Below are 26,848 nucleotides of genomic sequence, written 5' to 3'. Positions count from 1 at the left end.
TTGCGTGGTGAAAGCTCAGGCCTTGTGCTTCGCCTGCAGCGCCTGAAAGACCGCCCTGGGCACAAAGGCGCTGACGTCGCCACCCATGGCTGCGATCTGGCGGACCAATGTGGCCGTAATGGGCCGGGATGCGGTCCCTGCAGGCAGAAACAGGGTCTGAATATCCGGCGCCATTTGCCGATTCATCCCGGCCATCTGCATCTCATAGTCGAGATCGGTGCCGTCCCGCAATCCGCGCACAAGAAGGCTTGCGCCATGCTGGCGGGCCGCATCCACGACCAGATTGTCGAAGGAAACGACGGCGATGTCCGCTGCCCTTTCGGGGAGGAACTCGCTTAGCGACCGGCGGATCAAATCCGCACGCTCCTCGAACGAAAAGAGCGGCGCCTTCCCGGGATGAATGCCGATCGCGACGATCACTTTCGACGATACGTTGAGCGCTTGAACGAGCACGTCAAGATGACCGTTCGTCATCGGATCGAAGGAGCCGGGATAGAAAGCCGTGGTCATCGCGCCTGTTTCCGTTGGTGAAGCCTTTTGTCACGGACGGCGCCTGATCGCAAGGGCGGCGCGATCCGTCTCTCCCTGTTCCGCCGGAAACAGCGGCTATCGGAGAATGAATGCTAGATGAATGCGACGTTCAAGCAGGTTTCACACCGGAAGTTGTAGCGTGAAACAACAAGTGAACGGAACTTTTCAATAGGGCGCGCCGTTTAGCAGACGAAAGGAGACGGCCATGGGACTTGCACTGTTTTCGATGGCGATGTTTTTCGCGATGATTTTTGCGACGATCAATGCGCTTCGCAGCGAGGCCCGTGACCGCGTGACGGTATTGTCGGTAGCAACGGATGGGCTGAGGAGAAAATGACGGCGGCTGCATCGCAGATTGCGTCGCCGTCGCATTGAAATGAAATGCCTCCAGGAAACTTCTGCCAGGAAGTTTCACACCAAGCGGTCTTGTTTCTTCCCCTGATGAGGCCGCTCATTCCCAGCCGGACGGCATCCCCTGCCCGTCCGGCTATTCTTTTGCCGATCTCCATAGCGCCCAAGCAACTCAAGCTGCAGTTCGGGCGCGCAGCGACTGGATAAGGCGGAAGAAGCGCCAGTTGAGCAGCAAGGCGGCAGCCGCCAGCCCCAGCACGAAGCCGAACCACACCCCGACGCCGCCGAAGTTCAGCGGAAAGGCGAAAGCCCAGGCGCAGACGAAGCCGATCGGCCAATAGGAAATCATCGCCATGATCATCGGCACCGTCGTGTCCTTGAGGCCGCGCAGCATCCCGGCGGCGATCGCCTGGAGCCCGTCCACCAACTGGAAAGCCCCGGCGATGACGATCAGCGGACCGGCGAAGGCCAGCACCTCGGCGGCATCCGGCCGGCCGGTGTCGAGATAGAGCGTCGCAAGCTGATAGGGAAGCAGCGCGAAGATTGTGCTGCCGATGGCCGCGAACCCGGAGCCGAGGGCGAGCACGGCGACGGCGGCGCGCCGGACGCCGACAAGATCGCCGCTGCCATAGGCGAGGCCGACGCGCACGGTGCCCGCCTGGGCGAGGCCAAGCGGAATCATGAAGGCGATCGAGGCGAACTGAAGGGCGATGCCGTGCGCGGCAAGCTCGATGGTGCCGATCGTTCCCATGAGCAGAGAAGCGACGGTGAAGAGGCTCACTTCCGCAAGGATCGTCACCGAAATCGGAACGCCGAGATAGATGACTTCGCGGAAAGCCGGCCAGTCCGGTCTCCAGAAGCGCACGAACAGCTCGTAGCGATTGAGTTCAGGCTGCCCGCCTATGTAGCCGATCGTCAGCGCTGCTCCAAGCAGCGCCACGCCCAGCGCTGCAACCGCGGCACCAAAAATGCCGAGCGCCGGAAAGCCGAAATGGCCATAGATCAGCACATAACAGAGCACGGCGTTGAGAACCAAGGTCGCAAGCGTCACGTAAAGAATGATGCCGGCCCGCTCCAGCCCGGCGAGGAACGCCCGCAGCACCATGAAGATCAGGCTTGGAAAGATCGCCCATTGCGCGATGTGGAGATACTCCGCAGCGAGAGCCGAAACCTCCGGCTTCTGGCCGGCAAGAAGCAGGATCGGCTCGGCCATCCAGAGGATCGGCGCGGTGATGAGACCGTAGAGCAGGACCACCCATATGCCCATGCGCACGGAGCGGCGAACCGAGGTACGATCTCCCCGGCCCTGGGCCTGTGCGACCATCGGCACCACGGCATTTGCGAAGCCGCTGCCGAAGATGAAGACGGTGAAGAAGAACTGCGTCGCAAGGATGATCGCGGCCAGCTGAACCGCCCCGAGCCTGCCGACCATCAGCACGTCCGTGGTATTGATGGCAAGCTGCGCAAGCTGGGCACCGATGAAGGGAACGCCGAGGTAGATGCTGGCGCGAAAGTGGGTGCCCCATGAATTGTCGGTTTGCGCAGGCACAAATTCTCGGGTCGCGGTCAGCATGGACTAATCCTCGCTCTGCGGCGCAATGGAAAGGATCAAACTCTAGGAATAAGCCGAATTACAGCACCACCGGGACGCGCGCCAGCGACAAGGGCGTCGCTGCTTAATTTTTCATCGTTCTATCAAGAAAATTGATCAATCCGCAGGCGCTTCGGATCTCCTGGCGAACTGCCCCTGCGGAGTGTCTGTCGGACCCCGCGCTGCATTCTCGAACGCATCGCTCGGGACGGGCCGCACCCTCAACAGGAAGACGGACAGGCTTGCGACGATGAGGCATGCCGCCACCGCATAGGGCGCGCCGGAGAACGAATAGACCGTTTCCGGCCTGGTGAAGAGCGAGAATATCTGCGTGAAGAGAAGCGGACCGAGGATCGTAGTCATGCTCGATATGCTGGTGAGAGCGCCTTGCAGCTCGCCCTGCGCCGAGGGCGGCACATGGACGGAAGCGATGCTACGCAACGGCGGGTCGGCCAAACTCTCGAGCGCTGTCGCGACGATCACGGCATAGACCATCCAGCCCTGCCAGGCGGCCGCGTAGCCCGCCATGCCAAGCGCCGTAAAGGTGAGGCCGAGCGTTGCCGTCCTCCGCTCGCCCAGTTTCGCCACGACCGGCGGCAGGACGAGGGCCATGACGAGCGCTCCGCCGACGCCGAAAATGCCGAGCGATAGCCCGATCTGACCCTCGCTCCAGCCGTAGCGGTAGGACGAAACGAAGGACCAGACGGCCGGATAGACGGCATGGGCGAGCCAGTAGAGAAAGAAGACGAGACCTACCCAGCCAATTCCCGGATAGTTGCGCATCTGCTTCAGCGCGCCGAGCGGGTTGGCCCGGTGCCACTCGAAACGGCGCCGATTTGCCGGGTCGAGTGTTTCGGGAAGCAGGAACACGCCCACGGCGAAATTGACGAAGGACAACGCTGCCGCGCCATAAAAGGGAACGCGCGGGCCAAGTTCCCCGAGAAAGCCGCCGATGACCGGCCCGAGGGCGAAGCCGGTGCCGAAGGCGATACCGATCAGCCCGAAGTTCCTGGCGCGATTGGAATCGTCGCTGACGTCGGCGATGAAGGCGGAAGCGGTTCCGAAGCTCGCGCCGCTTATCCCGGCGAGGATTCGCCCGACGAAGAGCATCCAGTAGCTCGTTGCCACGGCGCAGATCAGGTTGTCGATCGCAAAGGTCAACACTGAGGCAAGCAGGACCGGCCGGCGTCCAAATCGATCGCTCAAATTGCCGATCAAGGGCGCGAAGAGGAACTGCATGCCGGAATAGACGAGCAGCAGCCAGCCGCCCTCGATGGCCGCCTCGCCGACGCTCGCCCCGGTCAGTTCCTGGAGATAGCTGGGCAGCACCGGCACGATGATGGCGATGCCCATGATGTCCAAAAGCAGGATCAGAAAGACGAGGAACAAGCCGCGTCGAACAAATATCTTGTCGAGCATCAAGCTCCTCCCCGCTGTCCGCCGAAACGGAGACAGAACATGAACGATCTCACCAAATAAGGTTTATCGCATCGCTTGCAGCGAAACAATCCAAGAACATTTCAAAGCTTCTTATCGGAATGATCACAGAAATGAATGGTAGTTCGTGTGTCGCGTGTATTCATTGCGACGGCTGCCGCTGCCGTGCTTTCAGAAAATCGACAAAGGCGCGTAGCGGCGCCGGCAAGTGCCGCCGGCCCGCGTAATAGAGGTATGGTCCGGGGAAGCTGGTCACCCAGTCTTCGAGGATCGGCACCAGCCGGCCAGTTCTCATTTCGGGCATCACCAATTCTTCGAAGGTCCGGATAATGCCGTGCCCGGCAACAGCGGCACTGATCTCGAGATCGATCGAATTGGCGAGGACGGTTGCCGGCGGTGACACGGTGATTGCCGCCTCATCCTCCCCGAACTCCCACGCCAGTGCAATGCCGTTTTGGAAACGGTGACGGATCGTGGCGTGGTCGAGAAGATCGCGCGGATGCTGCGGCACGCCATGCCGGGCCAGATAGGCCGGAGCGGCGGCCGTGACGTAGCGCTGCACACGCGGTCCGATCGGGATCGCGATCATGTCCTTCTCGAGACGTTCCTCGTAACGCACGCCCGCATCGAAACCAGCGGCCAGAACGTCGATGAAACCATCCTCGGCGGTCACCTCCAAGGCGATCGCCGGATGCGCCGCGAGAAAAGGACCGACAATCGGCGGCAGAATTTCGCGTGCAACGATCGTCGGCACATTGAGGCGTAGGGTCCCGGCCGGGTTGTCGCGTTCGCTCGCCACCTGTTCGAGCGCCCCGGCGATCTCGCCGAGCGCCGGCGCCAGCCGCTCCAAGAGGCGCCTACCCGCTTCGGTCACGGTGACACTGCGCGTGGTGCGGTTGAGCAGCCTGACGCCCAGCCTCGATTCGAGCCGCCGCAGGGCTTCGCTCAGAGCCGACGCCGATACGCCGCGCTTCTTCGCCGCAGTCCGAAAACTGCGTGCGTGCGCGACGGCCGCGAAGGCGTCGAGATCTGCTAAAGGAAGCTCATTCATTGTGCGAAAATCCGTACAAGCTGTGTTGTGAATGCTGGATTATCGCACAGAGCGATCCCGAGTAAACCTTGCAGCCGAAGGAAACAACCGCAAGGTTTCACCAAGGAGAAGTCAGATGCATATGGTTTCGCTAGGCAGGTCCGGACACGACGTTTCGGCGATTGGTCTCGGATGCATGGGAATGTCTGGAATGTACGGTCCGACGGATCGCGCGGAAAGCATCGCGACAATTCATGCCGCTCTCGATGCCGGGGTCACCCTGCTCGACACCGGCGATTTCTACGGCATGGGCCATAACGAGATGCTGATCCGCGAGGCGCTCGCCGGCCGGGATCGCGATCAGGTGCAGCTGAGCGTCAAATTCGGCGCGCTGCGCGATGCGGCGGGCGGCTGGTCCGGCTATGACGGACGGCCGAAGGCGGTGCGGAATTTCCTGGCTTACAGCCTTCAGCGGCTGGGGGTCGATTATATCGATATCTATCGCCCCTCCCGCCTCGACCCGGAGGTTCCGATCGAAGAGACGATCGGTGCGATCGCGGATATGGTGAAGGCGGGCTATGTTCGACACATCGGCCTATCCGAAGTCGGAGCGGAGACGATCCGCCGCGCCGCCGCCGTCCACCCGATCAGCGATCTGCAGATCGAATATTCACTGATCTCCAGAGGGATCGAGGACCAGATTCTCCCAACCTGCCGCGACCTCGGCATCGGCATCACCGCCTATGGGGTGCTTTCGCGCGGCCTCATCAGCGGTCACTGGCGGAAGGATGCGGCCAGAACCGGCGACTTTCGGGCGATGAGCCCTCGGTTTCAGGCCGGCAATGTCGATCAGAACCTAGCCTTGGTCGAAGCGCTGAGGCGCGTGGCGGCGGCCAAGGGAGCGTCTGTGGCGCAGATCGCCATCGCTTGGGTTGCCGCTCAGGGCGGCGATATCGTGCCGCTGGTCGGCGCCCGGCGGCGCGATCGCCTTTCCGAAGCGCTTGGCGCGCAGTCGGTTCCATTGAACGCCGCCGATCTCGCCGCGATCGAGCGTGCAGTTCCGAGGGGCGCCGCCGCCGGCGCACGCTATCCCGAGGCGCAGCTCGTCCATATGGACAGCGAACGATGAGGGATCGCGGGAACCGGGCTTTGTCCGGATCCGAAGCGATCAAACCGAACCGGAGAAGGTATCGCAGTCGGACATCCTGCCGCTGTCGAAGCCGCGTCTGAACCACTTCATCCGCTGCTCCGAGGTTCCGTGGTTGAAACTCTCCGGCACGACATAGCCTTGCGTGCGTTTCTGCAGCGTGTCGTCACCGATCTGGGTCGCGGCGTTGAGGGCCTCTTCGAGGTCGCCGCGCTCCAGCATGCCTTTCTGTTCGGTGTACTTGCCCCAGATTCCGGCAAAGCAATCCGCCTGCAGTTCGACGCGGATCGACATCTGGTTCGCCTCGGCCTCGCTCATGCGCTGACGCATCTGATTGAATTTCGGAAGGACGCCGAGCAGGTTCTGGACGTGATGGCCGACCTCGTGCGCCAGCACGTAGGCTTGCGCGAAGTCGCCGGCTGCATCGAACTTCTGCGCCAGTTCCTCGAAGAAGGTCATGTCCAGATAGACCTTGCGGTCCCCGGGGCAATAGAATGGCCCCGAGGCAGCGGAGGCAAAACCGCAGGCCGACTGGACGGCGCCGCTGAAAAGCACCAGCTTCGGCTCCTCGTATTGTTCGCCGCCAGCCTGGAAGATGCCGTTCCAGGTGTCCTCCGTCTCCGCCAGCACCGTCGCCATGAAGGCCTTCATCTCCTCTTCTTCCGCCGAGCCGCGCGGCGCCTGAGAACCATCGCTCTGCTCGAAGCCCGGCATGTTCACCGGGCCGCCTTCGATGACCTGGAGCATGTCGATGCCCATGGCTTTGAGGACGAAATAGAGAATGACCAGGAAGATGATCGTTCCGAAGCTCAGGCCGCCGCCGGCGCGGCGCATGCCGCCGCCCGTCGGAATGCGAAACCCGCCGCCGCGGCCGAAGGGGCCGCCTCCAAGGCCGCCGGGGCCCGCGCCCCGCTGATCCTCGACGTTGCTGGACTGGCGGCGGCCCTTCCATTCCATGATCTTTCCTCCGGAGACGTCGCCACTTGGCGCGTTGAACATTTATATGCCTGCGCTGCAATCCCTGTAAAACGCAATCGCTGCAGGGCGGTTTCATCCGCCGGTCTTTTTCTCTGCAACTTGCGGGTTCGATTTTCCGGCAGATTGACGACCTGGCGCTTTCGCGTTCCTATGGTGCGGTGGTCGGAGGAGCATGCATGAAAGCGGTGCGTCTGGAAGCGATCGGCAAAATCTCCGTTCGGCACGTCGAGGTGCCCGAACCCGGGCCTGACGATCTGCTCGTCAAAGTGGAAGCCTGCGGCATTTGCGGGACCGACCGGCATCTCCTTCATGGGGAGTTTCCGTCCACGCCTCCGGTCACCCTCGGTCACGAATTCTGCGGCATCGTCGTGAGGGCCGGGAACTCCGTTTACGGGATCAAACCGGGAGCGAGAATCACCGGCGACCCCAATATTTCCTGCGGCCGCTGCCCACAGTGCCAAGCTGGCAGAGTAAATCTCTGCCTCAATCTGCGCGCCATCGGCATTCACCGCGATGGCGGTTTCGCCGAGTACGTGCTGGTCCCGCAGAAACAGGCCTTCGAAATTCCGCTTAGCCTCGATGCCGTGCACGGAGCGTTCTGCGAACCCCTCGCCTGCTGTCTGCACGGCATAGACAACGCCGGTATCCGTGCCGGGTCCTCGGTGGCGGTTCTCGGGGGCGGCGTTATTGGTCTATTGACCGTTCAACTTGCAAGGCTGGCGGGTGCGACGACGGTCATTCTCTCGACGCGGCAGGCATCGAAGCGCGGCTTGGCGGAGGAGGTCGGGGCGACGGCAACGGTCGATCCCACCGCCGGCGACGTGATCGAGGCGATCTCTGGGCCGCACGGGCTCGTTCCTGGAGGAGTCGATGTCGTGATCGAATGCGCCGGCGTGGCAGAAACAGTGATGCAGTCGACACGCCTGGCGAAGGCGGGCGGGACGGTCGTCATTCTCGGCGTGCTGCCGCGGGGCGAGAAGGTGGAGATCGAGCCTTTCGACATTCTCTTCCGCGAGCTGCGCCTGCAAGGGTCCTTCATCAATCCCTTTGTGCACCGCCGGGCAGCCGACCTCGTGGCCACTGGCGCAATTGACGTCGACCGGCTGATTTCCCGGCGCGTGACCCTCGACGAGGCCCCCGTCATCATTGCTAACAAAGCGCTCCCAGGAGAAGTAAAAGTGCTGGTGATCCCGTCTTCTGAATAGGCTGCGGATGTCGGCGAAACTGGGATGGTAAATGGGGGCATTGGTTGAGCGCGCAAATATCTGCGCCTAATTGTCGATTCCGGAATTTTCGGGGTTCCGCTGGCAGGGACATTTGCCTATAAGCCGCTTCTAGCCTGAAAAGACCATTCATTGCGCACCCGGCCGGTGATCTCCCACCTCGGCCGGTTTTTCGCGCAACCAGAAAGCGGATGAGAACCATGCCGAAGCGCCAAGATATCAAATCGATCCTCATCATCGGCGCGGGGCCGATCGTGATCGGCCAGGCATGCGAATTCGATTATTCCGGCACCCAGGCTTGCAAGGCCCTCAAGGAGGAAGGCTACCGCGTCATTCTCGTCAATTCCAACCCGGCGACGATCATGACCGATCCGGGGCTGGCCGATGCGACCTATGTCGAGCCGATCACCCCTGAGGTGGTCGCGAAGATCATCGCCAAGGAGCGCCCGGACGCGCTGTTGCCGACCATGGGCGGCCAGACGGCCTTGAACACGGCGCTTTCCCTCCGCCGGATGGGCGTCCTCGACCGCTACAACGTCGAGATGATCGGCGCCAAGCCCGAGGCGATCGACAAAGCCGAGGATCGCGCCCTGTTCCGCGAGGCGATGGCCAAGATCGGGCTCGAGACGCCGAAGTCGCGGCTGGCGAATGCCACCGACATCAAGGACCAGGATCGCAAGGCGCATGAGGCGGAACGTGCCGCGCTCAAGGCGAAGTTTTCCGGTGGCGAACTCGACACCGCCCTCGATGAACTCGAGAACCAGTGGAATCTCGGCGAAGGCGATCGCAAGGCGCGCTACGTCAACCACGCCATGGCGATCGCCGCTCAAGCGCTTGACGACGTCGGACTTCCGGCGATCATCCGGCCTTCCTTCACTCTTGGCGGCACGGGTGGCGGCATTGCCTACAACCGCTCGGAATTCTTCGAGATCGTCGGCAGCGGCCTCGATGCGTCGCCGACGACGGAAGTCCTGATCGAGGAGTCGGTCCTCGGCTGGAAGGAATATGAAATGGAAGTCGTCCGCGACAAGGCGGACAATTGCATCATCATCTGCTCGATCGAGAACATCGACCCGATGGGCGTCCACACGGGCGATTCGATCACCGTCGCGCCGGCGCTGACGCTGACCGACAAGGAGTACCAGATCATGCGCAACGCCTCGATCGCGGTGCTGCGCGAGATCGGCGTCGAGACCGGCGGGTCGAACGTCCAGTTCGCGGTAAACCCGCAAAACGGCCGTCTGGTCGTCATCGAGATGAACCCGCGCGTTTCGCGTTCCTCGGCCCTCGCCTCCAAGGCGACAGGCTTCCCGATCGCAAAGATCGCCGCGAAGCTTGCCATCGGCTATACGCTCGACGAGCTGGAGAACGACATCACCGGCGGAGCCACGCCGGCATCCTTCGAACCGTCGATCGACTACGTCGTCACCAAGATCCCGCGCTTCGCCTTCGAAAAGTTCCCCGGTGCCGAACCGACGCTGACCACCGCGATGAAATCGGTCGGCGAAGTCATGGCGATCGGCCGCACCTTCGCCGAATCGCTGCAGAAGGCGCTTCGCGGGCTTGAAACCGGGCTCACCGGTCTCGACGAAATCGAAGTTCCCGATTTCGACGCCGACGGCGATGGCCGCAACGCCATCCGTGCGGCGCTCGGCACGCCGACCCCCGACCGCCTGCGCATGGTGGCCCAGGCGCTGCGCCTCGGCATGACCGAGGCGGAAGTGCACGAGGCCTGCAAGATCGATCCGTGGTTTATCGCTCAGTTCAAGGCGATCGTCGACATGGAGGCCCGTATCCGCGAGCACGGGCTGCCGCAGGATGCCGAAAACCTCAGAATGCTGAAGGCCATGGGTTTTTCCGATGCGCGTCTCGCGACGCTGACCGGCAAGCGCCCGAAGGAAGTCGCGGAACTGCGCAACGCGTTGAATGTCCGCCCGGTCTACAAGCGCATCGACACCTGCGCGGCGGAATTCGCTTCGCCGACCGCTTACATGTATTCCACCTATGAAACGCCGTTCGTCGGCGCCGCGCGCTCGGAGGCACAGGTTTCCGATCGCAAGAAGGTGGTCATCCTGGGTGGGGGCCCGAACCGGATCGGCCAGGGGATCGAGTTCGACTATTGCTGCTGTCACGCGGCCTTCGCGTTGAAGGACGCCGACTATGAGGCGATCATGGTCAACTGCAACCCGGAAACGGTTTCGACCGACTACGACACCTCCGACAGGCTCTATTTCGAGCCGCTGACCGCGGAAGACGTCATCGAGATCATGCGCGCCGAGCAGGAAAACGGCACGCTGCACGGCGTCATCGTTCAGTTCGGCGGCCAGACGCCATTGAAGCTTGCGGAGGCGCTGGAGAAGAACGGCATTCCGATCCTCGGGACGGCACCCGACGCGATCGATCTGGCCGAAGACCGCGACCGGTTCCAGAAGCTTCTGATGAAGCTCGACCTCAACCAGCCGCGCAACGGCATCGCCTACTCCGTCGAGCAGGCACGCCTCGTCGCCGCCGAAATCGGCTTTCCGCTGGTCGTGCGTCCGTCCTATGTTCTCGGCGGCCGCGCGATGCAGATCATCCATTCGGAAAGCATGCTGCAGACCTACCTGCTCGACACGGTTCCCGGCCTCGTGCCGGAAGACATCAAGCAGCGCTATCCGAACGACAAGACGGGCCAGATCAACACGCTGCTCGGCAAGAACCCGCTGCTCTTCGACAGCTACCTGACCAATGCGATCGAAGTCGACGTCGATTGCCTGTGCGACGGCAAGGATGTGTTCGTATCCGGTATCATGGAGCATATCGAGGAAGCGGGCATTCACTCCGGCGACTCGGCCTGCTCGCTGCCGGTGCACTCGCTCGACAAGAACCTCGTCGACGAGCTCGAGCGGCAGACGGCGGCGCTTGCAAAGGCACTCAATGTCGGCGGGCTGATGAATGTGCAGTTCGCCATCAAGGACGGCACGATCTACGTGCTCGAAGTCAATCCGCGCGCCTCCCGCACGGTCCCCTTCGTCGCGAAGACGATCGGCGCGCCGATCGCGAAGATCGCCGCGCGAGTGATGGCTGGAGAAAACTTGGATGATGCGATCGCTGCCTATGGCAAGAAGCCGGATCCTCGCAATCTGAAGCACATTGCCGTCAAGGAAGCCGTGTTCCCCTTCGCCCGCTTCCCGGGCGTGGACACCCTGCTCGGCCCGGAAATGCGCTCGACCGGCGAAGTGATTGGCCTCGACACCGACTATGCGCTTGCCTTCGCCAAGTCCCAGCTCGGCGCCGGCGTCGATCTGCCGCGTGACGGAACGGTGTTCGTCTCGGTTCGCGATGAGGACAAGGCACGGGTTCTGCCGGCCATCCGCGTTCTCGCGGACATCGGTTTCAAGGTGATGGCGACCGGCGGTACGGCCCGGTTCCTGGGCGAAAACGGCATTACCGCCACCAAGGTCAACAAGGTGCTCGAGGGACGGCCGCATGTCGAGGACGCCATCCGCAACCGCCAGATCCAGCTTGTCATCAACACCACTGACGGCAACAAGGCGATCTCCGACTCGAAGTCGCTGCGCCGCGCGACGCTGATGCAGAAGGTCCCCTACTACACGACCATGGCCGGAGCCGAAGCCGCGGCGCACGCCATCAAGGCGCTGAAGGCAGGCAACCTGGAAGTGCGTCCGCTACAGAGCTACTTCGACGCTTGACGGATGCCCCCGGCGCGCCCCTATCGGGTGCGCCAAGGCTCGGTAATGGATAGACGCTTCCAGGAGAGTTGCGCTACCACGCGGCGCCCTGCCGCGTCAGGCGCAGCGTCCTGAAGGCGAAGAAAACCGATGCGACCGCGATGACGCAAGCCAGCGCAAATACGGCAAGCAGCGACATCGCCAGCACATAGTCGCTGGCACCTTCATCGAAGCCGAAAGCGTTGGCGGTTACGCCGAAAAGGGCGGCGCCGATCGCATAGCCCGCCGATTGCAGCGTCGGCAGCAGCGCCGAGGTCTTGTCGCGCTCCTCCTTGCTCGAGATGTCCATCAGGAATTGGCTGAGCGTTCCCCAACTGATGCCGAAACCGGCGCCGATAGCCGCCTGTCCGATGAACACAAGCCGGTGCTCGTCGCTCCAGACGGCGAGTGTCAGCCCGACGAGGCCAAGGCCGAGGATCAGCGGCCCCGTCCACATCAGCCGAACGCGAATCGCGTGCGATGGCAGGCTGGCGACCAGAATTGCCGTTACGCTCCAGGACATCGCCATCAAAGCGCTCGAAAAGCCGGCGGCCGTCGGTCGGAAATCCCAAAGCTGCTGCAGCGAATAGACGAGATAGACCGAGCCGGACGCCTGGGCGAGCGGCATCAACAGGATAATCCAGAGACCGCTGCCAAGCGCGCTTCGGTTCGCGAAAGCGCAGGACGGCAGAATGGAGTTCGGCGATCTGCGGTCGGATCGGATCGCGGTGATGAAGACGGCGAGTGCGATCACCAGCAAAGCCGCCGTTACATAGGCACTGCTTGCCGTACTCGAGAGCGAGATCAACAAAATGCCGAGCCCGGATGCGAAGAGTCGCAGCAAAGGCACGGCGCCGACATCGCCGCCACCTCGCTTCGGCTGGCCGACGATCGCAATGACGAGCGCTATGAAGACGGCGACGGCCGGTATGTTGACGAAGAAGGCGGCCCGCCACGACCAATATTCCGTGAGCAGTCCGGAGATCAGCGGACCGGCAAAGGCGGCCGACGCCCAGACGATCGCTTCTGCCCCGAAAACCTTGGGAACGAGGCGCGGCGGGAAAAGCTCGGGGATGAGTGCATAGCAAACCCCGGCAATGATTCCTTCGCCGAGCCCCTGCAGCAACCTGCCGGCGAGCACTTGAGGCATGCCGGTCGCGACGGTCGCGATCACCGTGCCGGCGGCGAAGACCAGCGCGGCAGCGATCAGCGTGCTGCGCGCGCCGAACCTGGCTTTCAGATTGGCCGCCAGGGCGCCGCCGATGATGGCGAAAACCAGATAGAGCGTGAAGGCCCAGGACAGCAAGGCCGCCCCGCCGAATTCCTCGACCGCCGTAGGCAAGGCCGTCGAAATAAAGAACTCGTTGAAGGCAAAGAGCGCGACGCCAAGGCACAGGGTCACGGTTGCAGCAAGATGATCTCTCTTCAGCAACTCGCTCCAGCGTCCCTCGCCTGGCCTGTGCTTCGTCACGCTGGAGGTCCTTGGCTTCTCTTCGAGTAGACTCATGGTTGGTTCCGATCGCTTGTTCATGGAACCTGGACTGATACAACCTGAAGTGCTGTTGAGGTAAAGCGGCTTTTTGTACTGAAGGCTATTTTTTGAAGATCTCGAGGTTGGACACAGCCTTCGCCCCGGCGCGGAGCGTCTCGAAAAATCTGGCTTTCGCGCTTCCGTTTCTGTTATAAGAACGGTTCGGATGTTTCGGACGGTTCCGGTGCTTCGGCTCCGGGGACCGTTTTCTTTTGCGTCGGCGCCGCCGGGAGGCGGCGCCGCGCGCTTGATAAAGGACGATGAAATGGTCGACAAAGTTCCGATGACCCAGGGTGGATTCGCGAATCTGCAGGAGGAGCTGCGCTGGCGCCAGCAGGAAGAACGCCCGCGAATCATCGAGGCGATCGCCGAAGCGCGCGCCCATGGGGACTTGTCGGAAAATGCCGAATACCATGCCGCCAAGGAGGCCCAGAGCCACAATGAGGGCCGTGTCTCCGAGCTCGAGGACCTGATCGCCAGGGCGGAGGTCATCGACCTTTCGAAAATGTCCGGCTCGAAAATCAAGTTCGGCGCGCGGGTGAAGCTCGTCGACGAGGACACCGAGGAAGAAAAGACCTATCAGATCGTTGGCGACCAGGAAGCCGACGTCAAGGCCGGCCGCATTTCTATCTCTTCTCCGATCGCCCGCGCATTGATTGGCAAGGAGGTTGGCGATTCGATCGAAGTGAACGCCCCCGGTGGTTCCAAGGCCTACGAAATCCTCGCCGTTCAGTGGGGCTGATCGCCCGAATCCAGCAGCCGAACACGGAAAGGCGGCGGGGCATGACCAGGGCCTCACCCACTCCGCACGGCGCGCGGCATTCGTTCGGCCCCTCTTCCCCCGACACCTGATTGCAAGCGGCGCAAGGAGAGCGCTTACGTGGCCGATATCCGGGACATCGAGGTTATTGCGCCCAACTTCAAGCGCCGTCTCTCCGGCGTCACTTCGACGATCATCCAGCTCGTTCCCGTCCAGCGCAAGCTTGGGCAAAAGATCGCGGTCCTTGGTCCCGGGCTCCCCAAGAGTTTGCCGTCGGTCCGGTATCGCGACCTGATCCATCTCTGGCAGAAGCCGCCGGGCCGCCGCTGCCGCGTCTGGCATGCGCGCCGCAACGTCGAGATGCTGCCGGCAATCCTCCTGCGCGACCTGCTGCGGATGAAGCTCCGCATCGTCTTCACCTCTGCCTCGCAGCGGCGGCATACCGGATGGAGCAAGTTCCTGATCCGCCGGATGGACGCGGTAATCTCCACAAGCTCGAAAACCGCCGCTTATCTGGAGGTTCCGAGCACGGTCATCCTGCACGGGATCGACACGAACCGCTTCCACCCGCCGGTCGACAAGGCGGCTACGAAAAAAACGCTCAATCTCGACCCCTCCCGGAAATATGCCGGCTGCTTCGGCCGTGTCCGCCACCAGAAGGGAACCGACCTTTTCGTTGACAGCATGATCGCGCTTCTGCCCGGCCGACCGGAATGGGGCGCGATCGTTGCCGGGCGCGCCACAGGCCCTCACCTCGCCTTCGAGGTCGAATTGAAGGAGCGCGTTGCCAAGGCGGGGCTCGCCGACCGCATTCTATTCGTCGGCGAGCACACCAATATTCCCGATTGGTACCGTGCGCTTGACCTCTTCGTCGCACCGCAGCGCTGGGAAGGCTTCGGCCTGACGCCGCTGGAGGCGATGGCGAGCGGCGTGCCGGTCGTGGCTAGCGACGTCGGCGCCTTTTCCGAATTGATCGCGGAAGGACCGGACGAGACCGGGCTGATCATCCCAGCCGCAGATCTCGAAGCGATGGTCGATGGAGCCGCCGCCTTCATGGACGACCCGGCGCGGCTTGCGGCTGCCGGTGCAAACGGCCTGGCGCGGAGTTCCAGGGATTTCGCCATCGAGGGCGAAGCTCGGGCGATCGGTGCAGTCTACGACGGGTTGATGCGCTGAAGCTTACTGCTTCGAAGCGAACAGCCTCAGATAGGCGTCGGTGATCGCTTCCCTGGAGAACTGGCCGACCAGCGTCTCGTGTCCTCGTTCGGCGAGCGCAGTACCCAGGCTGCGGTCGTTGGCAATCCGCTCGATCGCGCGCGCGAAGCCGTCGGCATCGCCGATATCGACCATCAGACCGTTTCCGCCGTCGCGCATGAACCATTGCGGCCCCTCCGATCGGCTGGAGACGACCGGCGTTCCCTGGGCCCAGGCCTCCAGGATGACGTTGCCGAGCGGCTCGTGGCTGGAAGCCATGACGAAGATGTCGGCGGCTGCGAGGAACGGTCTCGTGTCCTTCTGCCAGCCGGCGAAGCGGACCCTCTGGACGACGTCGAGATCGGTGGCAAGTCTCCGAAGGTTGTCCCCTTCCTCGCCGTCGCCGAGCAGCCAGAGGTAAACGCCGGGCACTTTGGCGACCGCTTCGATCAGCGTATGAAAGCCCTTGCGTTCCACAAAGCGGCCCATCGACATGATGACGGGCGCGTCCTCCGGCGTGTCGAGCACCGCCCGGCTGACAGGCTGCACCCGTTCGGTGCTGGTGAAGTTCGAGATGATCTCGACATCGCGCTTCCAGCCGAGCGAGCGGACATGCTCGGCAATTCCCGGCGTATTGCAGACGAGGCAGTCCGTGTTGCGGAAGTAATCGAGGCGTGGCGGATAGTCGCCCAGCCGGGAAATCTTGATGCAGCCCCTGTAGGCCGGCATCAGCTGGCTGGCGCGCGGAGCCCAGGCCATCAGAGCGTCCGGCCTGTCGCGCGTCGCCATCCGCATCACCTTGCGCGGCAGCGCCAGCCGATCGAGCGACAGGTTGCGGAAATGGCTTTCCGTTATCCTCGCCGCGCCCTCGATTTCAGGACGCCACAGGCGCTGGGGCCGGATGACCGCTGTCTGCTCGACGCCGCGTTCGGCCAGGGCGTTAACGAGGTGGACAAAAAAACGCTCGGCTCCGCCATCCTTGCCGAAGTGAAAGTGCATGACCTTCATCGCTGCGCTGCACCTCTTGCGAAGAGCTCGAGATAGGCGTCGGTGATCGCCCTCTCGGAAAAGCGCGACTGCAGCGTGTCGCGGCCGCCGGCACTCAGCCTTTCGCGAAGCACCGTATCGTCGCGTAGCCTGCGGATCGCATTGGCAAGACCCTCGTCATCGCCGCAATCGACCATCAAGGCATCGCGCTCATGCGTCATCACCCAGGAAGGCCCTTCGGCCCGTGCGGCAATGGTCGGCTTGCCGGCGCCCCAACCCTCGAAGCACACATTGCCGAGAGGCTCATGCGAGGAATTGATCGCGAAGACGTCACCCGCGGCAAGGTAACCATAGGCATTGGTCTGCCAGCCGGGAAAGCGCACACGATCGCCTATGCCGAGCGCGTCGGTCAACCGCTCCAGCTCGTTCCGTTCGGGCCCGTCTCCGAGCAGCCAAAGATGGACGCCCTCGACCTTCTGGACGGCGCGTAGCAGCCCGTCGAAGCCCTTGCGCTTGACGAAACGTCCCATGCCGACGACGACAAAGGCGTCGGCGGGCGTCCGCATCTCAGACCGGGATATCGGTGCAACGGGCGTTGCCCGCGTGAAATTAGCGATCACTTCGATATCGCGGCGCCATCCGAATTCGCGAACCTTGGTGGCAATGTCCGGGGTGATGCAAACCAATGTCTCGACATTGGCGTAGTAGCCGAGATGCTCCGGATAGTCACCCAGACGAGAAATGCGGAAGGCTTTCTTGTAAGAAGGCATGAAGCGGCTGGCGCGCAGCTGCCAGGCCATGATGACATCCGGCCGGAACTCCCTGAGGATGCGCGACATCCGCCACTGCAGGAAAAACCGCGACAACGAAATCCGGCGGAAGACGCCTTCGTAGATCTTGGCGCTGCCTTCGATTTCGCCGCGCCAGCTACGTCCGGGGCGGATCAGCACGCGTTGCTCGACGCCACGGTCATGCAGGGCGTTGACGAGATTGACGAAGAACCGTTCCGCGCCGCCTTCCTTGCCGAAATGAATATGCATGACTTTCATGGGTCACCTGTCCGGGGGCCTTAGCGGGAAAGCGCGTCGTCGACATTGGGCCGGACTTTCAGCGCATGCCGCTGATAAATCTTGGCCGCGGTCAGGAACGCGTAGACCGCCCCGGTCATCGCTTCGATGAAGCCTGGAAAGCCGCAGCGCCATAGGCCGTTGCGAAAATAGAGCCGGTAGAAGTACACCGGCGGGCCGAACAGCATCTTGTAGGGCCGCATCACCCTGCCCTCGGCGAACTGCTGATCCGCCTTGAGCGTCGAATACTTGTTCTCCTTGAGGATCTGTTCGTCGAGGATCAGCGGCCGATAATGCAGCAGGCTGCCGGAGCGGGCGGCGCCCACCTGGCCGTCCGGGACGATCCCTTCATGCACCTTCTGGTCCAGGTCGTAGCGGCCGCGGCCGCGGCGGACCAGACGAAGATTGCGCCGTTCGTGCACCTTTTCCGGGGGGTAGCCGTAGCCGATCAGATAGGGGCGCCGCGCCACGCGCCAGCCGACGATGTCGTCGGGGGCGTTCAGGAGCGACGGCAACAGAGCCTTCAACGCTTCGTCGAACCGCTCGTCCGCATCGATGTTGAAGCACCAGGGCTGACGGCACTGCTCCAGGGCGAATTGCTTCTGCCCGGCATAGCCCCGCCATTCTTCGTACATGAAGCGGATGGGCCAGCCCCTGTCGATATAGGATTGCACCAGCGCCGCCGTTTCGTCGGTCGAGCCTGAATCGACGATGACGATCTCGGCGCATTGCTCGAGGCTCTCGATGCAATTGCCGAGATAGGCCTCCTCGTTCAAGCAGATGATGAAAGCGGAGAGCGGAAGCTTTGACGTCATGGAAATCTTCTGACCGGCCGCCTGCGTGGCGCGAAAGGCTCATGTATCAGGGTTCTGCTGCCCAGCTCGCCCTGACGAATTGGCTGCGGCGACACTTCGCTAGATCTCCACCTGGCAGGCGTCCTTCACCTGGCGGATCGTCAGCATCGTACGCACCGTATCGACATTGTCGGTTGCGGTGAGTTCCTCAATAACGAAATCCTGAAAGGCCGCAAGGTTCTCGGCCACGCATTGAAGCAGAAAGTCCGATTCACCCGAGACCATCCAGGCCTCGCGGACGAGCGGCCACGAGGCGGTGCGGGCGGCAAAGGCCTTGAGATTGGCGTCCGACTGGTGCTTCAGCCCGACCATGCAAAAGGCGACGAGATCGTAACCGAGGGCGGAGGCATTCAGCAGCGCCCGGTAGCCGCGGATGACGCCTGCCTCTTCGAGTTTGCGAACGCGGCGCAGGCATGGCGGCGCCGAGATGCCCACGCGTTCGGCCAATTCCACATTCGTCATGCGGCCATTACCCTGCAGTTCGCGCAGGATTTTTATGTCGATTGCATCGAGGTCGACGCGTAGGACCATTTGCCAACATCCCCGTTTCCATGGACCCCGGTGCACGAGGTCTTTCTCGTCCGCCGTAGCCGGTCTCGCCGAGGCGATTTTATCTTAACCCTGTGGGTAGCACGTAACCGCGTCTCTGAACGAGAGTGCTGCGCCCGGCGTGCACAAAAACCTTTCTGCCGTCGAAGGTGCCCTGCATGATCTCGCCGGGTTGCAGGAACGGGATTACCTGCTTTCCGGCAAAAGCGATGCAAAAATGCCCGATCTGGTGTCAAATTCATGGTGCGGACGCAAGCACTTGTGTGTATCAGCAGCAGTGCCCTTGAAAGAGCGCGCTGTGAATACCTAAACTAAGGCGATATTTTCCAGCATCGAACCCGAGCCTGACTTCGACCAGCCGTCCGTCCGGCAAATTAAGGACCAAAGCATGACCGCCCGCCACACCAAAGTGCTGATCATCGGCTCCGGCCCTGCAGGCTACACCGCAGCGATCTATACGGCCCGCGCCATGCTTTCGCCAGTTCTCATCGCCGGCATGGAGCAAGGTGGTCAGCTGATGATCACGACGGATGTGGAGAACTATCCGGGCTATGCCGATCCGGTCCAGGGCCCGTGGATGATGGAACAGATGCTGAAGCAGGCGATGCATGTCGGCGCGGAGATCGTCAGCGACATCGTCACCGATGTCGACCTTTCCGTGCGGCCGTTCCGCATCAAGACGGACAGCGGTACCGAATGGACGACCGATGCCCTGATCATCGCGACCGGCGCCAAGGCCAAGTGGCTCGGCATCGAGAGCGAACCGACTTTCATGGGCTTCGGCGTTTCTGCCTGCGCCACCTGCGACGGCTTTTTCTATCGCAACAAGGACGTGATCGTCGTTGGCGGCGGCAACTCCGCCGTCGAAGAGGCGCTTTACCTCTCGAACCTGGCCAAGACGGTCACCGTCGTGCATCGCCGGGATGCCTTCCGGGCCGAAAAGATTCTGCAGGAACGCCTGTTCGCCAAGCCGAACGTCAAGATCGTCTGGGACCATGAGGTGGTCGAGTATCTCGGCACGCCGGCAAAGCCGCCTATGCCTGCCTCGGTCAACGGCGTGAAGCTCCGCAATACCAAGACAGGGGCAATTTCGGATATGGGAACGGATGGCGTCTTCGTGGCCATTGGTCATGCGCCGGCCGTCGAACTCGTCAAGGGCAAGCTGCGCCAGAAGCCGAACGGCTATCTCTGGACGGCGCCGGACTCGACCGCGACCGATGTCGCCGGGGTCTTTGCTGCCGGGGACGTGACCGACGACATCTATCGTCAGGCCGTCACGGCCGCCGGCATGGGCTGCATGGCGGCACTCGAGGCGGAGAAATATCTGGCGGGTCATATGCCCGTCGCAATTGCAGCCGAATAGAAGCTGCAAAACGGGGCTAGTGTCGGGAGGCCGGCCCCGTGTGGGAACAGACGCATCGGTGACGCGCGGAGGACTCTACCCTGTTCCTCCGAACGGTCCTTTATGGGGGATTTCATGTCGCTAGACTGGGACAAATTGCGCATATTTCATGCGGCGGCAGAGGCCGGCTCGTTCACGCATGCGGCAGATAAACTCCACCTCTCGCAATCCGCCATCAGCCGGCAGGTCAGCGCGCTCGAACAGGATGTCGGCATCAAGCTGTTTCACCGCCACGCGCGCGGACTGATTCTGACCGAACAGGGCGATATGCTCTACCGGACGGCGCACGAAGTGCTGATGAAGCTCGAGAGCGTCAAGGCGCAGCTCAGCGAAACGACCGACAAGCCTAGCGGCAAGCTGCGCATCACCACGACCGTCGGCCTCGGCCAGGGCTGGCTGACCGACAAGGTCCAGGAGTTCATGGCCCTCTACCCCGACGTCCAGGTCCAGCTCATCCTCGACAATGAAGAGCTCGACGTGAACATGCGGCATGCCGACTGCGCCATCCGTTTGCGCCAGCCGCAGCAATCGGACCTGATCCAGCGCAAGCTGTTCACGGTGCACATGCACATCTATGCCGCGCCCTCCTATATCAACAAAAACGGCGAGCCGCAGTCGATCCAGGATCTCGACAACCACCGCATCATCACCTTCGGCGAACCGGCACCAAACTATCTGCTGGACGTGAACTGGCTGGAGATTGCCGGGCGGGATCCGGACAATCCGCGCGTCTCGCACCTGCAGATCAACAGTCAAACTTCGATCAAGCGTGCCTGCCTGCTTGGAATCGGCATTGCCATGCTCCCCGACTACATCGTCGGCCGGGATCCCGGTTTGATCCAGCTGCCGATCAGCGCGGCGATCCCCTCATTCGATACCTATTTCTGCTATCCGGACGAAATGAAGAACGCTGCGAAGCTCAAGGTCTTTCGCGACTTTATTGTCGCCAAGGCGCGCAACTGGAACTTTTGAGCTGCAGAGCGGTTGCCCGCTTTGTGGGCAGTCGCCCCATACCCGCATCAACCATTTGTTTTCTTTAATAGTTTTCGCCTACCATCTAAAACTATATCGCATCGCAACGAAACTGTGCGACGCAAAAATAGGCAGGGATGCGCAGGCGGCATGGCTGTCATGCATATTAAATGATTGCCCCTCGCTCAAAAAAGCAGCATACCAAATCCAGCTGATGCATCTTTGGTGGCTTCTCCTCCCAGTGCCACCGCAGCAGCTGTTCCCCTCTGGAGGTTCTAATTACCTTCACAACTACAAGGGCCCAAGTTTTCTTGTGGCCCTCTTTTTTTGCCCGCAAATAGGCACAGCCATCAGTTGCGAAAATCTGCGGCGAAGCCATTGAACGCGCGCGACGCGCTCCCCATATAGCTTTCAGTTGGTGCATCTGGCGGCTTCCTCCTCCCCGGCCGCCGCATCAGCTGTTCCCCTCTGGAGGTTATGAAACCTTCACAACTGACAGGGCCCAAGTTCGCTTGCGGCCCTTTTTTTTGCCCGCCGCCATGAGAAGATTATCCTCGGTCGTCTGCCGCGTCTGCGCAGTTTCTTGCCTCCGGCGAAAATGCTATTGATGTTCACTCGTTCATCGCCGAGGAGCCATATGGTCATACCGAGCAGAGCGGGCCGATGCCACATCTGGGGTATCCGAATGGGACGTCTGGCGCGTGCTGCCGGGGCCGGCTTGGCGCTGTACCTGTCCGCAGCCGCCTTGGCCGATGTGACCGAGGCTCGGACCGACGCGCCGGTCACCGCGCGAAAGTGCCTTTACTCCGGTGTCTCTACGGCAAATCCATCAATCCCCCTCTGCATCACCCGTGAGAACTTCGCGCGGGACGTCTGCAGCATCATCGAGCATTATGCGGATGCGAACGACCTGCCGGCGCCGTTTTTTGCTCGGCTGATCTGGCGCGAAAGCTTGTTCCAGCCGGACGCTGTCAGCCCGAAAGGCGCCGAGGGCATTGCGCAGTTCATGCCGGGAACGGCGAAGCTGCGCGGTCTCACAAACAGTTTCGACGCCGTGGCGGCGCTCGCCAAATCCGCCGAATATTTGAGTGAACTCAAGCTCCGCTACGGCAATCTGGGTTTTGCGGCGGCCGCCTATAATGCTGGAGAGGCCGGCCTCGAACGGTTTCTCGAGGTTGACTGGCTGCCCTATGAGACGCGCGAATACGTTCTGGCGATCACCGCCCACCCGGTGGAGGACTGGCGCGACAACCCGCCGAAATCGCTCGATCTCGCGCTCGACAAGGCCAAGAGCTTCCTGGACGGCTGTGTCGCGCTCGCCAACAGCCGGCGGCTGCGCGAAATCGTCGTTGTGGACGAGGCGCCATGGGCGCCCTGGGGCGTTCAATTGGCGGCCCACCAGAGGAAAACCATCGCGCACCGCCTGTTCCTGAACGCCGTGAAAAGACTGCCGGCGCCGATCAACGGCGAAAAGGCGCTCGTTGTGCGCGAGCGCAACGGCAGCTTCGGCGGCAGAACGCGTTATGCAGCCCGCATCGGCCGCCAGACGCGAAGCGAGGCGGACAAGCTCTGCACGACGATTCGCCGCAGCGGCGGCGCCTGCATCGTCTTCAAGAACTGACCGGCGAGCGCTGTCATTCCGGCCGTGCCTCACCGACAAAAAAGCCCGCCATAGGCGGGCTTTTTCCTGTGTGGCGAGTTGCTCACTCGTCGGCGTCGGCCGGCGGTTCGGCAACGATGGCCTCGCCGGCCGTGACGATCTCCTCGATCTCATCGTCGCCTTCCGGCTCGCTGATCCGCTCGACGGAGACGACCTTCTCGTCCTTGGCGGTCGAAAAGATCGTAACGCCCTTGGTCGCCCGGCTTGCCAGGCGGATGCCGTCGACAGGTACGCGGATGAGCTGGCCACCGTCCGAGACCAGCATGATCTGGTCGTTGTGCTGGACCGGGAAGGCCGCGACGAGTTCGCCGATTTCCGCAGTTTTCGATGTATCGGTGGCACGGATGCCCTTGCCGCCACGGCCGGAAGTGCGGAAGTCGTAGGACGAGGAGCGCTTGCCGAAGCCCCTTTCGGAGACCGTCAACACGAATTGCTCGCGCGCCTTCAGTTCCTCGTAGCGCTCGTTGGAGAGTTCGCCGCCATTGGTGACCTCCTCGCCGACAAGCACGATCTCTTCTTCCTCGCCGGTTGCGGCGCGGCGTTCGGCTGCCGACCGCTTCAGATAGGCCGCCCGCTCCCACGGCTCGGCTTCGACGTGAGCGAGGATCGCCATCGAGATGATCCGATCGCCGTCGGCGAGCGAAATGCCGCGAACGCCGATCGAGTTGCGGCCAGCGAAGACACGGACATCAGAGACCGGGAAACGGATGCATTGCCCGCAGGCCGTCGTCAGCACCACGTCGTCGAATTCCGTGCAGGTATCGACGGAGAGGATCTCATCGCCCTCCTCCTCGAGCTTCATCGCGATCTTGCCGTTGCGGTTGACCTGGACGAAGTCGGAAAGCTTGTTGCGGCGAACGGTGCCCCGCGTCGTCGAGAACATCACGTCCAGGTTCTCCCAGGTCGTCTCGTCCTCTGGCAGCGGCATGATCGTCGTGATTCGTTCGCCGGGTTCAAGCGGCAGCATGTTGATCAGCGCCTTGCCGCGGGACTGGGGCGTGCCGATCGGCAAGCGCCAGACCTTCTCCTTGTAGACGATGCCGCGCGACGAGAAGAACAGCACCGGCGTGTGGGTGTTGGCGACGAATAGCCGGATAACGAAATCCTCGTCACGCGTGGCCATGCCGGAGCGACCCTTGCCGCCGCGGCGCTGCGCCCGATAGGTCGTCAGCGGCACGCGCTTGATGTAGCCGAGGTGGGAGACGGTAACGACCATGTCCTCCCGGGCGATCAGATCCTCGTCGTCCATATCCGGACCGCCCTCGGCGATCTCGGTGCGGCGCGGCGTGCCGAACTCGTCGCGGACGGCCGCGAGCTCGTCCTTGACGATCTGCATGATGCGCAGCCGCGAGGAGAGGATTTCCAGATAGTCGCGGATCTCCTCGCCTATCTTGTTGAGTTCATCGCCGATTTCGTCGCGACCGAGCGCGGTGAGGCGCTGCAGGCGTAGATCGAGGATGGCGCGGGCCTGCTCTTCCGAGAGGTTGTAGGTGCCGTCGTCGTTGATGCGGTGGCGGGGATCGTCGATCAGCCGGATCAGCGCGTCGACGTCATGGGCCGGCCAGCGGCGCTCCATCAATTGTTCGCGGGCGGTCTGCGGATCCGGCGCATGACGGATGAGCTTGATCACCTCGTCGATATTTGCGACGGCAATGGCAAGGCCGACCAAGACATGGGCGCGCTCGCGGGCCTTGCGCAGCAGGAATTTCGTTCTCCGGCTAACGACTTCCTCGCGGAAGGAGACGAACGCGCGCAGCATGTCGAGCAGCGTCAGCTGCTCGGGCTTGCCGCCGTTCAGCGCTACCATGTTGCAGCCGAAGGAGGTCTGCAGCGGCGTATAGCGATAGAGCTGGTTGAGGATGACCTCGGCATTGGCATCGCGCTTCAGCTCGATGACGACGCGGTAACCCTGGCGGTCGGACTCGTCGCGCAGGTCGGAAATGCCTTCGATACGCTTGTCGCGCACCAGTTCGGCCATCTTCTCGATCATCGTCGCCTTATTCACCTGATAGGGAATTTCGGTGATGATGATCTGCTCGCGATCGCCGCGCATCGGCTCGACATGGGCGCGGCCGCGCATGATCACCGAACCGCGGCCCGTCTCATAGGCCTGGCGAATGCCGGCGCGACCGAGGATCAGCGCCCCGGTCGGAAAGTCGGGGCCCGGAATGATCTGCATCAGCTCCGGCAGTTCGAGTGCCGGATCATCGATCAGCGCAATGCAGCCATTGATGACTTCGCTCAGATTGTGCGGCGGGATGTTGGTCGCCATGCCGACGGCGATGCCGCCCGCGCCGTTGACGAGCAAGTTCGGAAATTTCGCCGGAACGACGACCGGCTCCTGCAAGGTGCCGTCGTAATTGTCGCGGAAATCAACCGTTTCCTTGTCGAGGTCATCGAGCAGCGAATGGGCCGCCTTCTGCAGCCGGCACTCGGTATAGCGTTCGGCCGCCGGCGGATCGCCGTCGACCGAACCGAAATTGCCCTGGCCGTCGATCAGCGGCAGCCTGAGCGACCAATCCTGCGCCATGCGCGCCAGTGCGTCGTAGATCGCCATGTTGCCGTGCGGATGGTATTTACCCATCACGTCACCGGTGACGCGGGCGCATTTGACGTATTTCTTGTTCCAATCGATGCCGAGTTCGCTCATCCCGTAAAGGATGCGGCGGTGAACCGGTTTCAGACCGTCGCGCACATCGGGAAGGGCGCGGGAAACGATCACGCTCATGGCGTAATCGAGATAGGACCGCTGCATTTCCTCGATGATGGAAATCGGCTCGATGCCTGGCGGAGTCTTTCCGCCGCCGGGAGTGCTTTGCTCAGTCAATGTCGATCACGATCTTTGTTCAGAATCAGTCAGTTCTTATAGCCGAATGCAGCTTCAAGCGCCAATTTTGGCCGATGGTTTTGAACAGTCTTTTGCCGCCGGAACGGGCTTTTCTAGGGCAAGAATCCACAAATCGGAAGAGCTTCTCCGTATGTCTCGGACGGATGCGGCGTTCCTTGGCGTGAAGCCGGTTTAGGCTATCGCACAGCGCTTGGCTAGCCGGCCCTTCCCAAGCGCGCGTCGGTTGCCTAAGAATGCAGCGCCGCTACCGGAGAAAGACCCGGACAGCGATCCGGAGGGGGAACGGATGTTCAATGTCGATCTGCTGATCAATGCGTTGACGACGCTGCTCGTAACACTCGACCCGCCGGGTCTTGCGCCCATTTTCCTGAGCCTCACGGTCGGTCTGAGCCGGCAGGAGCGTTTCCAGGTCGCGACCCGCGGCTCGCTGATCGCCTTTTTCATCCTCGCCGCCTTTGCCCTTTTCGGCGACGGCATTCTCGGCCTGCTCGGCATCTCGATCGGCGCTTTCCGCATCGCGGGCGGCCTGCTGCTCTTCTGGATTTCCTTCGAGATGATCTTCGAACGACGCCAGGAGAGAAAGGAAAAGACCGGAGAAACGGCGGTGACCAAGGACCACATCCACAATATCGCCGTCTTCCCCCTCGCCCTGCCGCTGATCGCCGGGCCGGGGGCGATTTCGGCAACGATCCTGCTCGGCAGTTCCTTTCCCTCGGTCCTCGAGCGCGTCCAACTCCTCGTCGTCATCGCCGCCTCGATGGCATCGCTCTTCCTGGCGCTGGTGATCGCCGACCGGATCGACCGTTTCCTCGGGGTTACCGGTCGGGCGATCCTCACCCGCCTCCTCGGCGTGATCCTGGCGGCGCTCGCCGTTCAGTTCGTCGTCGACGGCGTGCGTTCTGCTTTTCAAATCCCAATTCAGAGCCTCGGCTGAAAACGCAACGGCCCGCAACTGCATGTGTCCTTAAATCGACTTCGATTTCAGGACAAAGACATGCAGCAATTCAAAGTGCTACAGCGACCTTT

21 protein-coding genes are annotated in these 26,848 nt (G+C 62.2%); 10 read left to right on the top strand and 11 right to left on the bottom strand.

Annotated features, from left to right (window positions below; genetic code table 11):
* Nucleotides 1–15: 15 nt before the first annotated feature.
* Entirely contained in the window at nt 16–510 is a 495-nt protein-coding gene (gene coaD / locus CO656_RS03550; RefSeq protein WP_097524834.1) for a pantetheine-phosphate adenylyltransferase, read from the bottom strand.
* 226 nt (nt 511–736) lie between these two features.
* Between coaD and CO656_RS31215 the strand changes: the two genes are divergently transcribed.
* Nucleotides 737–868, top strand: coding sequence for a hypothetical protein (locus tag CO656_RS31215; RefSeq protein WP_037425134.1), 132 nt, complete (start codon nt 737–739; stop codon nt 866–868).
* Between the two features lie 186 nt (nt 869–1,054).
* Here CO656_RS31215 and CO656_RS03545 read toward each other — a convergent pair whose 3' ends face one another.
* The 3 genes from CO656_RS03545 to CO656_RS03535 all read right to left on the bottom strand — a co-directional run bounded on the left by CO656_RS03545 (nt 1,055) and on the right by CO656_RS03535 (nt 4,961).
* Nucleotides 1,055–2,455: an MATE family efflux transporter gene (locus CO656_RS03545; protein WP_097524833.1), complete on the bottom strand. Its 1,401-nt coding sequence runs from the start codon at nt 2,453–2,455 to the stop codon at nt 1,055–1,057.
* Between the two features lie 135 nt (nt 2,456–2,590).
* Nucleotides 2,591–3,892, bottom strand: coding sequence for a TCR/Tet family MFS transporter (locus CO656_RS03540; RefSeq protein ID WP_097524832.1), 1,302 nt, complete (start codon nt 3,890–3,892; stop codon nt 2,591–2,593).
* A gap of 160 nt (nt 3,893–4,052) precedes the next feature.
* Nucleotides 4,053–4,961 (bottom strand): LysR family transcriptional regulator, encoded by a 909-nt coding sequence (locus CO656_RS03535; RefSeq protein ID WP_097524831.1) that lies wholly within the window; start codon nt 4,959–4,961, stop codon nt 4,053–4,055.
* Nucleotides 4,962–5,076: 115 nt separating this feature from the next.
* Between CO656_RS03535 and CO656_RS03530 the strand changes: the two genes are divergently transcribed.
* On the top strand, nt 5,077–6,069 hold the full coding sequence (locus CO656_RS03530) for an aldo/keto reductase (protein WP_097524830.1): 993 nt from the start codon (nt 5,077–5,079) through the stop codon (nt 6,067–6,069).
* Nucleotides 6,070–6,108: 39 nt separating this feature from the next.
* Here the strand turns inward: CO656_RS03530 and CO656_RS03525 are convergent, their stop codons facing one another.
* Nucleotides 6,109–7,044: a neutral zinc metallopeptidase gene (locus CO656_RS03525; protein ID WP_097524829.1), complete on the bottom strand. Its 936-nt coding sequence runs from the start codon at nt 7,042–7,044 to the stop codon at nt 6,109–6,111.
* A 197-nt stretch (nt 7,045–7,241) separates the two neighbouring features.
* Here CO656_RS03525 and CO656_RS03520 point away from each other — a divergent pair, with 197 nt between their 5' ends.
* Nucleotides 7,242–8,270, top strand: coding sequence for a zinc-dependent alcohol dehydrogenase family protein (locus tag CO656_RS03520; protein WP_097524828.1), 1,029 nt, complete (start codon nt 7,242–7,244; stop codon nt 8,268–8,270).
* A 218-nt stretch (nt 8,271–8,488) separates the two neighbouring features.
* Entirely contained in the window at nt 8,489–11,980 is a 3,492-nt protein-coding gene (gene carB / locus CO656_RS03515) for a carbamoyl-phosphate synthase large subunit (protein ID WP_037425114.1), read from the top strand.
* Between the two features lie 73 nt (nt 11,981–12,053).
* Here carB and CO656_RS03510 read toward each other — a convergent pair whose 3' ends face one another.
* Nucleotides 12,054–13,505 (bottom strand): MFS transporter, encoded by a 1,452-nt coding sequence (locus CO656_RS03510; RefSeq protein ID WP_097524827.1) that lies wholly within the window; start codon nt 13,503–13,505, stop codon nt 12,054–12,056.
* Nucleotides 13,506–13,794: 289 nt separating this feature from the next.
* Between CO656_RS03510 and greA the strand changes: the two genes are divergently transcribed.
* Both greA and CO656_RS03500 read left to right on the top strand, forming a co-directional pair.
* Nucleotides 13,795–14,271: a transcription elongation factor GreA gene (greA, locus tag CO656_RS03505; RefSeq protein ID WP_014764680.1), complete on the top strand. Its 477-nt coding sequence runs from the start codon at nt 13,795–13,797 to the stop codon at nt 14,269–14,271.
* A 138-nt stretch (nt 14,272–14,409) separates the two neighbouring features.
* Nucleotides 14,410–15,465 (top strand): glycosyltransferase family 4 protein, encoded by a 1,056-nt coding sequence (locus CO656_RS03500; RefSeq protein ID WP_097524826.1) that lies wholly within the window; start codon nt 14,410–14,412, stop codon nt 15,463–15,465.
* Nucleotides 15,466–15,468: 3 nt separating this feature from the next.
* On the opposite strand, the gene CO656_RS03495 is transcribed toward CO656_RS03500, so the two are convergent.
* The 4 genes from CO656_RS03495 to CO656_RS03480 all read right to left on the bottom strand — a co-directional run bounded on the left by CO656_RS03495 (nt 15,469) and on the right by CO656_RS03480 (nt 18,922).
* The gene (locus CO656_RS03495) at nt 15,469–16,491 is read right to left on the bottom strand and encodes a glycosyltransferase (protein ID WP_037425108.1); all 1,023 of its coding nucleotides are present in this window, start codon (nt 16,489–16,491) and stop codon (nt 15,469–15,471) included.
* The gene (locus tag CO656_RS03490; protein ID WP_097524825.1) at nt 16,488–17,519 is read right to left on the bottom strand and encodes a glycosyltransferase; all 1,032 of its coding nucleotides are present in this window, start codon (nt 17,517–17,519) and stop codon (nt 16,488–16,490) included. Before CO656_RS03490 ends, CO656_RS03495 begins: the two co-directional genes overlap by 4 nt.
* A 20-nt stretch (nt 17,520–17,539) precedes the next feature.
* The gene (locus CO656_RS03485; protein ID WP_097524824.1) at nt 17,540–18,352 is read right to left on the bottom strand and encodes a glycosyltransferase family 2 protein; all 813 of its coding nucleotides are present in this window, start codon (nt 18,350–18,352) and stop codon (nt 17,540–17,542) included.
* Between the two features lie 99 nt (nt 18,353–18,451).
* Nucleotides 18,452–18,922 (bottom strand): Lrp/AsnC family transcriptional regulator, encoded by a 471-nt coding sequence (locus CO656_RS03480; RefSeq protein ID WP_097524823.1) that lies wholly within the window; start codon nt 18,920–18,922, stop codon nt 18,452–18,454.
* 406 nt (nt 18,923–19,328) lie between these two features.
* On the opposite strand from CO656_RS03480, the gene trxB reads away from it, so the two are divergent.
* From trxB to CO656_RS03465, 3 genes are all read left to right on the top strand, one after another.
* The gene (trxB, locus tag CO656_RS03475) at nt 19,329–20,303 is read left to right on the top strand and encodes a thioredoxin-disulfide reductase (RefSeq protein WP_097524822.1); all 975 of its coding nucleotides are present in this window, start codon (nt 19,329–19,331) and stop codon (nt 20,301–20,303) included.
* A 114-nt stretch (nt 20,304–20,417) separates the two neighbouring features.
* On the top strand, nt 20,418–21,314 hold the full coding sequence (locus CO656_RS03470) for a LysR family transcriptional regulator VtlR (protein ID WP_037425154.1): 897 nt from the start codon (nt 20,418–20,420) through the stop codon (nt 21,312–21,314).
* A 685-nt stretch (nt 21,315–21,999) separates the two neighbouring features.
* Nucleotides 22,000–22,935 (top strand): transglycosylase SLT domain-containing protein, encoded by a 936-nt coding sequence (locus CO656_RS03465; protein ID WP_097524821.1) that lies wholly within the window; start codon nt 22,000–22,002, stop codon nt 22,933–22,935.
* An 82-nt stretch (nt 22,936–23,017) separates the two neighbouring features.
* On the opposite strand, the gene gyrA is transcribed toward CO656_RS03465, so the two are convergent.
* Entirely contained in the window at nt 23,018–25,801 is a 2,784-nt protein-coding gene (gyrA, locus tag CO656_RS03460; RefSeq protein ID WP_097524820.1) for a DNA gyrase subunit A, read from the bottom strand.
* A 307-nt stretch (nt 25,802–26,108) separates the two neighbouring features.
* Between gyrA and CO656_RS03455 the strand changes: the two genes are divergently transcribed.
* Entirely contained in the window at nt 26,109–26,756 is a 648-nt protein-coding gene (locus CO656_RS03455; protein WP_097524819.1) for a MarC family protein, read from the top strand.
* The last annotated feature ends 92 nt before the right edge of the window (nt 26,757–26,848 follow it).

Origin of the sequence: Sinorhizobium sp. FG01, assembly GCF_002531875.1 — a bacterium.
Taxonomy (GTDB): Bacteria; Pseudomonadota; Alphaproteobacteria; order Rhizobiales; family Rhizobiaceae; genus Sinorhizobium; species Sinorhizobium fredii_C.
Note: the sequence above shows the minus strand (reverse complement) of the source record. Positions and strands in the feature narration are given on the sequence as shown.

What these genes read in the sequence shown, in the direction of transcription:
- coaD (WP_097524834.1), bottom strand. Translation starts at nt 510, where the DNA reads ATGACCACGGCTTTCTATCCCGGCTCCTTCGATCCGATGACGAACGGT.
- CO656_RS31215 (WP_037425134.1), top strand. Translation starts at nt 737, where the DNA reads ATGGGACTTGCACTGTTTTCGATGGCGATGTTTTTCGCGATGATTTTT.
- CO656_RS03545 (WP_097524833.1), bottom strand. Translation starts at nt 2,455, where the DNA reads ATGCTGACCGCGACCCGAGAATTTGTGCCTGCGCAAACCGACAATTCA.
- CO656_RS03540 (WP_097524832.1), bottom strand. Translation starts at nt 3,892, where the DNA reads ATGCTCGACAAGATATTTGTTCGACGCGGCTTGTTCCTCGTCTTTCTG.
- CO656_RS03535 (WP_097524831.1), bottom strand. Translation starts at nt 4,961, where the DNA reads ATGAATGAGCTTCCTTTAGCAGATCTCGACGCCTTCGCGGCCGTCGCG.
- CO656_RS03530 (WP_097524830.1), top strand. Translation starts at nt 5,077, where the DNA reads ATGCATATGGTTTCGCTAGGCAGGTCCGGACACGACGTTTCGGCGATT.
- CO656_RS03525 (WP_097524829.1), bottom strand. Translation starts at nt 7,044, where the DNA reads ATGGAATGGAAGGGCCGCCGCCAGTCCAGCAACGTCGAGGATCAGCGG.
- CO656_RS03520 (WP_097524828.1), top strand. Translation starts at nt 7,242, where the DNA reads ATGAAAGCGGTGCGTCTGGAAGCGATCGGCAAAATCTCCGTTCGGCAC.
- carB (WP_037425114.1), top strand. Translation starts at nt 8,489, where the DNA reads ATGCCGAAGCGCCAAGATATCAAATCGATCCTCATCATCGGCGCGGGG.
- CO656_RS03510 (WP_097524827.1), bottom strand. Translation starts at nt 13,505, where the DNA reads ATGAGTCTACTCGAAGAGAAGCCAAGGACCTCCAGCGTGACGAAGCAC.
- greA (WP_014764680.1), top strand. Translation starts at nt 13,795, where the DNA reads ATGGTCGACAAAGTTCCGATGACCCAGGGTGGATTCGCGAATCTGCAG.
- CO656_RS03495 (WP_037425108.1), bottom strand. Translation starts at nt 16,491, where the DNA reads ATGAAGGTCATGCACTTTCACTTCGGCAAGGATGGCGGAGCCGAGCGT.
- CO656_RS03490 (WP_097524825.1), bottom strand. Translation starts at nt 17,519, where the DNA reads ATGAAAGTCATGCATATTCATTTCGGCAAGGAAGGCGGCGCGGAACGG.
- CO656_RS03485 (WP_097524824.1), bottom strand. Translation starts at nt 18,352, where the DNA reads ATGACGTCAAAGCTTCCGCTCTCCGCTTTCATCATCTGCTTGAACGAG.
- CO656_RS03480 (WP_097524823.1), bottom strand. Translation starts at nt 18,922, where the DNA reads ATGGTCCTACGCGTCGACCTCGATGCAATCGACATAAAAATCCTGCGC.
- trxB (WP_097524822.1), top strand. Translation starts at nt 19,329, where the DNA reads ATGACCGCCCGCCACACCAAAGTGCTGATCATCGGCTCCGGCCCTGCA.
- CO656_RS03470 (WP_037425154.1), top strand. Translation starts at nt 20,418, where the DNA reads ATGTCGCTAGACTGGGACAAATTGCGCATATTTCATGCGGCGGCAGAG.
- CO656_RS03465 (WP_097524821.1), top strand. Translation starts at nt 22,000, where the DNA reads ATGGGACGTCTGGCGCGTGCTGCCGGGGCCGGCTTGGCGCTGTACCTG.
- CO656_RS03455 (WP_097524819.1), top strand. Translation starts at nt 26,109, where the DNA reads ATGTTCAATGTCGATCTGCTGATCAATGCGTTGACGACGCTGCTCGTA.